This window comes from Sphaerotilus sp., assembly GCF_041083715.1.
Lineage (GTDB): Bacteria > Pseudomonadota > Gammaproteobacteria > Burkholderiales > Burkholderiaceae_C > Sphaerotilus.
Genome location: NZ_JBFPGY010000343.1, coordinates 1 through 5,659, shown reverse-complemented (window position 1 = coordinate 5,659; position 5,659 = coordinate 1). Strand labels below are relative to the sequence as shown.

6 protein-coding genes are annotated in these 5,659 nt (G+C 72.3%); 5 read left to right on the top strand and 1 reads right to left on the bottom strand.

Features of this window, described 5'->3' with window-relative positions; all coding sequences use genetic code 11:
- The 5 genes from thiC to AB3X43_RS16265 form a co-directional block, all read left to right on the top strand.
- Window positions 1–1,124: phosphomethylpyrimidine synthase ThiC (gene thiC / locus AB3X43_RS16285; RefSeq protein WP_369430914.1), on the top strand; the 1,124-nt coding region annotated here is incomplete at its 5' end.
- Window positions 1,121–2,203, top strand: coding sequence for an FAD-dependent oxidoreductase (locus AB3X43_RS16280; protein ID WP_369430913.1), 1,083 nt, complete (start codon window positions 1,121–1,123; stop codon window positions 2,201–2,203). The genes thiC and AB3X43_RS16280, both read left to right, overlap by 4 nt.
- Window positions 2,200–2,406, top strand: a complete 207-nt coding sequence (thiS, locus tag AB3X43_RS16275; protein ID WP_369430912.1) for a sulfur carrier protein ThiS — start codon at window positions 2,200–2,202, stop codon at window positions 2,404–2,406. Before AB3X43_RS16280 ends, thiS begins: the two co-directional genes overlap by 4 nt.
- A gap of 1 nt (window position 2,407) precedes the next feature.
- Entirely contained in the window at window positions 2,408–3,202 is a 795-nt protein-coding gene (locus tag AB3X43_RS16270) for a thiazole synthase (protein WP_369430911.1), read from the top strand.
- Between the two features lie 8 nt (window positions 3,203–3,210).
- Window positions 3,211–4,872: a bifunctional hydroxymethylpyrimidine kinase/phosphomethylpyrimidine kinase gene (locus AB3X43_RS16265; RefSeq protein WP_369430910.1), complete on the top strand. Its 1,662-nt coding sequence runs from the start codon at window positions 3,211–3,213 to the stop codon at window positions 4,870–4,872.
- Here AB3X43_RS16265 and AB3X43_RS16260 read toward each other — a convergent pair.
- On the bottom strand, window positions 4,862–5,659 hold a 798-nt coding region (locus AB3X43_RS16260; RefSeq protein WP_369430909.1), incomplete at its 5' end, for an EAL domain-containing protein. The two genes, AB3X43_RS16265 and AB3X43_RS16260, sit on opposite strands and share 11 nt — an antisense overlap.

Genomic DNA, 5,659 nt, shown 5'->3' with positions numbered 1-5,659 from the left:
GCGACACCGTGATGGACCTGTCCACCGGCCGCAACATCCACACCACCCGCGACTGGATCATCCGCAACTCGCCCGTGCCGATCGGGACCGTGCCGATCTACCAGGCGCTGGAGAAGGTCGGCGGCGTGGCCGAAGACCTCAACTGGGGCATCTTCCGCGACACGCTGATCGAGCAGGCCGAGCAGGGGGTGGACTACTTCACCATCCACGCCGGCGTGCGCCTGCCGTTCATCCACCTGACGACCAAGCGCCGCACCGGCATCGTCTCGCGCGGCGGCTCGATCCTCGCCAAGTGGATGATCACGCACCACAAGGAAAACTTCCTGTACACGCACTTCGACGAGATCTGCGAGATCATGAAGGCGTACGACGTGACGTTCTCGCTGGGCGACGGCCTGCGCCCCGGCTCGTCGGCGGACGCCAACGACGAGGCGCAGTTCGCCGAGCTGAAGACGCTGGGCGAGCTGACCAAGGTGGCGTGGAAGCACGACGTGCAGACCATGATCGAAGGCCCGGGCCACGTGCCGATGCACCTGATCCAGGCCAACATGGACGAGCAGATCAAGCACTGCGACGAGGCGCCGTTCTACACCCTCGGCCCGCTGACCATCGACATCGCGCCCGGCTACGACCACATCGCCTCGGCGATCGGTGCGGCCATGATCGGCTGGATGGGCACGGCGATGCTGTGCTACGTGACGCCCAAGGAGCACCTGGGCCTGCCGGACCGCGACGACGTGAAGCAGGGGATCATCGCCTACAAGATCGCTGCCCACGCCGCCAACAACGCCAAGGGCCACCCTGGCTCCCGCGCCCGCGACGACGCGATGAGCAAGGCGCGCTTCGAGTTCCGCTGGCGCGACCAGTTCGCGCTCGGCCTCGACCCGGAGACGGCCGAGTCCTACCACGACGAGACGCTGCCGAAGGACTCGTCGAAGGAGGCGCACTTCTGCTCGATGTGCGGCCCGAAGTTCTGCTCGATGAAGATCACGCAGGACGTGCGCGACTACGCCGACAAGCTCGGCGTGGACGAACAGGCGGCGCTGGCGCAGGGCATGGCGGAGAAATCGGCCGAGTTCAAGGCGGTGGGCGGCGAGCTGTACATCCCGATCCACAAGGCATGACGTCCGGCAAGGGGTCTGCCCGCATCGGCATCGCCGGCGCGGGGGTGCTCGGGCGGCTGCTGGCGTGGCAGCTCTCGCACGCCGGGCACCGGGTCGAGGTGTTCGATCCGGCGCCGGGGCCTGCGCCACGCAGCGACGGGCTCGGCCCGGCCGGCTTCACGGCCGCCGGGATGCTCAGCCCGCTGGCCGAGCTGGACGCGGCGGGGCCGGAGGTGGCGACGCTCGGGCTGCGCTCGGTCGTGCTGTGGGCCGAGGTCGCGCAGCGGCTGGCGGCGCTGGACGGGCAGGGCGACGCGGGGCAGTATTTCCGCCAGCACGGCAGCCTGATGCTCGCGCACGGGCCGGATCTGGGCGCAGCGCAGCGGGTGCTGTCGCGGCTGACGGCCGCGCCAGCTGGCATGCCGGCGCCGAAACGGCTGACCCGGCCGGCGCTGCTGGAGCTGGAGCCGGCGCTGTTGCCCGGCCTGCATGCATGGTGGCTCGATGGCGAGGCGCAGGTGATGCCGCAGCAGGTGCTGCCGGCGCTGTGCGCGCTCGCGCAGGGCGTGCAGTGGCACTGGGGCCGCACGGTGACGGAGACCGCCCCGGGGCAGATCGCGTTCGATGACGGCACGTCGGCCGGATTCGACCTCGTGTTCGACGTGCGTGGTCTTGGCGGCCGGTCTGCCGAGCACCCGCTGCGCGGCGTGCGCGGCGAGGTGCTCTGGCTGCACGCCCCCGGTGTGCCGCTGACGCGCCCGCTGCGGCTGCTGCACGCCCGGCACCGCGTCTACATCGTGCCGCGCCCGGACGACCACATCGTCATCGGCGCCAGCGAGATCGAGAGCGAGGACCGCTCGCCCGTGAGCCTGCGCAGCGCGGTCGAGCTGATGGCGGCGGCGCACAGCGTCCTGCCCGCACTGGCCGAAGCGCGCATCGTCCACATGGAAACCAACCTGCGCCCGGCCTTGCCCGACAACGCGCCGAAGCTGGCAGTCGAGCCGGGGCGGGTGTGGATCAACGGGCTGTTCCGCCACGGCTGGCTGCTGGCGCCGGCCTTGATCGAGCAGGCGATGGCCCAGGCCCAGGTATCGACATGACTGTTGCCGTGACCATCAATGGCGAGCCGACTGTGCTGCCCGACAGCACGACGCTGGCTGCCCTCATCGCGCAGCGCGGCCTGTCGCCCGAGGCCGTCGGCACGGCCGTCAACGGCCGCCATGTGCTGCGCGCCGCCCGCGCCGAGCGTGTGCTGCTCGACGGCGACGCAGTCACGCTGTTCCAACCGATCGTCGGAGGCTGAAATGCAACCCTCTTCCTGGACCGCCTATGGCGTCACGCTCCACAGCCGCCTGCTGCTCGGCACCGCCGGCTACCCGTCGCCCCAGGCGCTGCACGAGGCCATCGTCGCTTCCGGCACCGAGGTGGTGACGGTCGGCCTGCGCCGCGTCCAGGCTGGCGCGGGCGACAACGGCCACATCGCCGCGATCCAGTCCGCCTTGCGCGAACGCGGAGCCCGGCTGCTGCCCAACACCGCCGGCTGCCGCACCGCCCGCGAGGCCATCGAGCTGTCGCACCTGGCCCGCGAGCTGTACGGCACGCCGTGGATCAAGCTCGAAGTCGTGGGCGACGAGCAGACGCTGCAGCCCGACCCGTGGGAGCTGGTCACCGCCGCAGAGGCGCTCATCCGCGACGGCTTCGCGGTCTTCCCGTACTGCACCGATGACCTGGTGACCTGCCAGCGCCTGCTGGATGTGGGCTGCCAGGTGCTGATGCCCTGGGGCGCGCCGATCGGCTCGGGCCAGGGGCTGATCAATCCCTGGGCCCTGCGCACGCTGCGCGAACGCTGGCCGGACGTGCCGATGGTGGTGGACGCCGGCATCGGCTCGCCCGCGCACGCCGTGCAGGCGATGGAGCTGGGCTATGACGCGGTGCTGCTGAACTCGGCAGTGTCGCAGGCGCGCGAGCCGGTGTGCATGGCGGCGGCGTTTGGCGCGGCCGTGCAGGCGGGACGGCTCGGGTTCGAGGCGGGCGTCATGGCGCCGCAGGCCATGGCGGTGGCGACCACGCCGGTCGGCGGACGGCCCTTCCTGCTGTGAGCGGCGACGTGACCCGCCCGATCGTCTGGAGCATCGCCGGCAACGACAGCGGTGGTGGTGCCGGCCTGAGCGCCGATGCGCGGGCGGCTGAAGGTTGTGCGGTCCACCTCTGTCCGGTGGTCGCGTCGGTGACGGCGCAGAACTCGCTCGGCGTGCAGCGCGTCGTGCCGGTCACGCCCGAGGTGCTGGATGCGCAGCTCGCGGCGCTGGCCGCCGATCTGCGCCCGGCGGTCATCAAGACCGGCCTGATCGGCAGCGTGGACGGCGTTGTGGTGCTGGCGCGCTGGCTGGACCGGCTGGACACGGATGGCGGGCCGCGGGTGCGGCTGGTGGTCGACCCGGTGCTCGGCGCGAGCGCGGGCGGTGCGGCCTTTGCGGATGCGGCACTGATCGACGCCTACCGCACGCACCTGCTGCCCCGCGCCGACCTCATCACGCCGAACCGGCGTGAGGCGGCGCGGCTGCTGGGCGTGCCCGAGGCGATGACGCTGGTGGACGTGCCCACGCAAGCCGCCGCGTTGCGTGCGCTCGGCGCTGTCGCGGTCTGCATCACCGGCGGCGACAGCCCGGACGGCGCCGATGCGCTCGACTGGCTCGACACGCCGCACGCCCGTGGCTGGCTGGCGCTGCCGCGGCTCGACGTGCGGCACACGCACGGGACGGGCTGCACGTTCGCCACCACCGCGGCAGCGGCGATGGCACGGGGCTTCGTCAGCGCAGATGCGCTGGTGCTGGCCAAGATGGCGACGACTGCCGGGCTGGCGGTCGGCCACGCGGCGGGGCAGGGTGTCGGGCCGGTCGGCTTCGACGCCGGGTTCGTGTCGGCGGCCCGCTGGTTGCCGCGGTTGAGCTGCGACGGGGTGCCCGTGTCCGGGACCACCGCGCCGGCGCTGCCGTGGTCCTCCGGCCTGTACGCGATCGTGGATTCCGCAGACCAGGCTGCGCCGCTGCTCGCCGCGGCCGAGCCGGCGCTGTGCGCGCTGCAACTGCGCATCAAGCGGACCTCCCACGCGGCGCTGGACGACCGGGCGTTCGCAGCCGAAGTGCGTGTCCAGATCGACCGCGCGCTGGCGCAGGCGACGGCGTTGCCCGCCGCCGCAAGGCCGGTGATGGTCGTCAATGACCACCACGCGCTGGTGCTCGACGCGATCGATGCCGGCACGATCGATCCGGCGTCCGTGGCGCTGCACCTCGGGCAGGAGGACGTGCTGGCGCTTGGCGCCGATGGCCGGGCACGGCTGGCCGCCGTGCAGGTCCGCGGGCTGCGGCTGGGCCTGAGTTCGCACAGTCTGTGGGAGCTGTGCCGGGCGGCGGCGCTGGCGCCGTCGTACATCGCCTGCGGCCCGGTCTGGGCCACGACGACCAAGGACATGCCGTGGCATCCGCAAGGGCTGCACAACCTGCGCTGGTGGGCGGCGATGGCACCCGTGCCGGTGGTGGGCATTGGCGGGCTGCTGGAGATGGCGCAGGTCGAGGCGGTGGCGGGCAGCGGAGCGGCGTGTGCCTGTCTCGTGCGTGCCCTGGCCTCGCGTCTTGGCGAGTCCGAGCCGGTGTCCCGGCGTCTCGCCACCGCCGTGGCCGCCTGGAAGGCCGGCCGTGCCGCACCGCACCTCCCGGCACCGGACTGGCCGCAGCCGAGTCTGGACCCGTCGGACGCCGTCAGCGCTTGATCGACGGGGAGGGCGTGCGCGTGCTCCCCGGATGACCTGCGCACCAGGCGTGCACCTGCTCGGCCGGCATCACCTTGCCACAGGCGGTGCCCTGCGCGCCGTCGCAGCCCAGCTCGCCCAGCCAGCCAAGCGTGTCCAGGTCGTCGACGCCATCGGCGACCACCCGGGCGTTCCAGCCCCGCGCCAGCGCGAGGATCGCGCGCACGACGGCCTTGCGCTGCTCCGGCCGGGGCAGCAGGCCCAGCGCTGCGACATCGAACTTGAATTCCGCCACCGGGTCCAGGCCGGCCAGCGCCACGTGCAGGTTCAGCCCGGATCCACCGTCGTTGAGCGCCAGTGCGACGCCGGCCCGTGAAAGCGCCTCGATCACGTCGCCGCCGCGCTGCGCGATGGCGGCGGCATGGGCTTCGACCATGAAATGGCGCGCCGGCCAGCGGTGGCGATCCAGCAGGGCCAGCAGCGCAGGTGCCAGTCCCGGCTCGTCCAGCAGCCGCCCTGGCAGCGGCAGTGACAGGCGCTGCACCAGTCCCTGCTGTCGCCAGGGTTGCGCATGGCGCAGTGCGGCATCGGTGGCGGCGATCAGGTGGGCCGTCAGGTCCTTGCGGCTGGTCTGGCCGGTCGAGCCGAGTTCGGTGGGGGCGAAGTCGTCCTGGGATTGGGCGAGCCCCGTGGTCGAGATCTGCAGGCGCGAGAGGCCGCCGTTGCGCAAGTCCTGCACCGGCTGGAACGCCGAGCGCATGGCGCCGTCCATGGTCGATGCAAAACCGGAGGATGCAGGCACCGAACG